General features: G+C 64.4%; 1 protein-coding gene. It reads left to right on the top strand.

Going from position 1 to position 911, the window contains the following annotated elements; all coding sequences use genetic code 11:
* On the top strand, positions 1-911 hold a 911-nt coding region (locus FNJ47_RS46255; RefSeq protein WP_236000599.1), incomplete at both ends, for an ABC transporter permease/substrate-binding protein.

Genomic DNA, 911 nt, shown 5'->3' with positions numbered 1-911 from the left:
CTGCCGGACTACCTCGGCAGCCATGTTCAGGTCAGCCTGGCAGCGCTGGCACTCGGGCTCGTGATCAGCCTGCCGCTCGCGATCCTCGCACGCAACCATGCCGTGATCCGCGGCATCCTGCTGGGCCTCGCCAGCGTCGTCCAGACCGTGCCGGGACTGGCGCTGCTCGCACTGTTCTACCCGCTTCTGCTCGCCATTGCGTCGTTGACGCTTCGCTGGTTCGGCTTCGACTTTTCCGCGTTCGGATTTTTGCCCGCCATGCTGGCGCTGGCGCTCTACTCCATGCTGCCGGTGCTGCGCAACACCATCACCGGGCTGAACGGCGTCGATCCCGCGCTGCTTGAAGCGGCGCAAGGGGTGGGCATGACGCCACGGCAATCGCTGTTCACGGTGGAATTGCCGTTGGCGCTGCCGGTGATCATGGCCGGCATCCGCACTTCGGCGGTGTGGGTGATCGGGACCGCGACATTATCGACGCCGATCGGGCAGACCAGCCTCGGCAATTACATCTTCGCTGGATTACAGACCCAGAACTGGGTGCTCGTGCTGTTCGGCTGCGTCGCCTCGGCGCTACTGGCGCTCGCGGTCGATCAATTCTTGACGCTCATCGAGCGCGGATTGCGCGAGCGCAAGCGCCTCCACACCATGCTCGGCAGTGTCGGGATCGCCGCACTGGTCACGGCCACGCTGATACCTTCGATCGCACGGGCGCCGTCGACCTACGTCGTCGGCGCCAAAACGTTTGCCGAGCAATATGTGCTCTCCGCGCTGATCGAGCAGCGGCTGCAGGCGGCGGGATTGCAGGCCTTGACGCGCGAAGGCCTCGGCTCCAGCGTGATTTTCCAGGCGCTCGCAGCCAACAACATCGACGTCTATGTGGATTATTCCGGCACGCTGTGGGTCAACCAGTT

Source organism: Bradyrhizobium uaiense (assembly GCF_010811875.1).
Classification (GTDB): domain Bacteria; phylum Pseudomonadota; class Alphaproteobacteria; order Rhizobiales; family Xanthobacteraceae; genus Bradyrhizobium; species Bradyrhizobium uaiense.
This window is presented reverse-complemented; position numbering and strand designations above follow the sequence as displayed.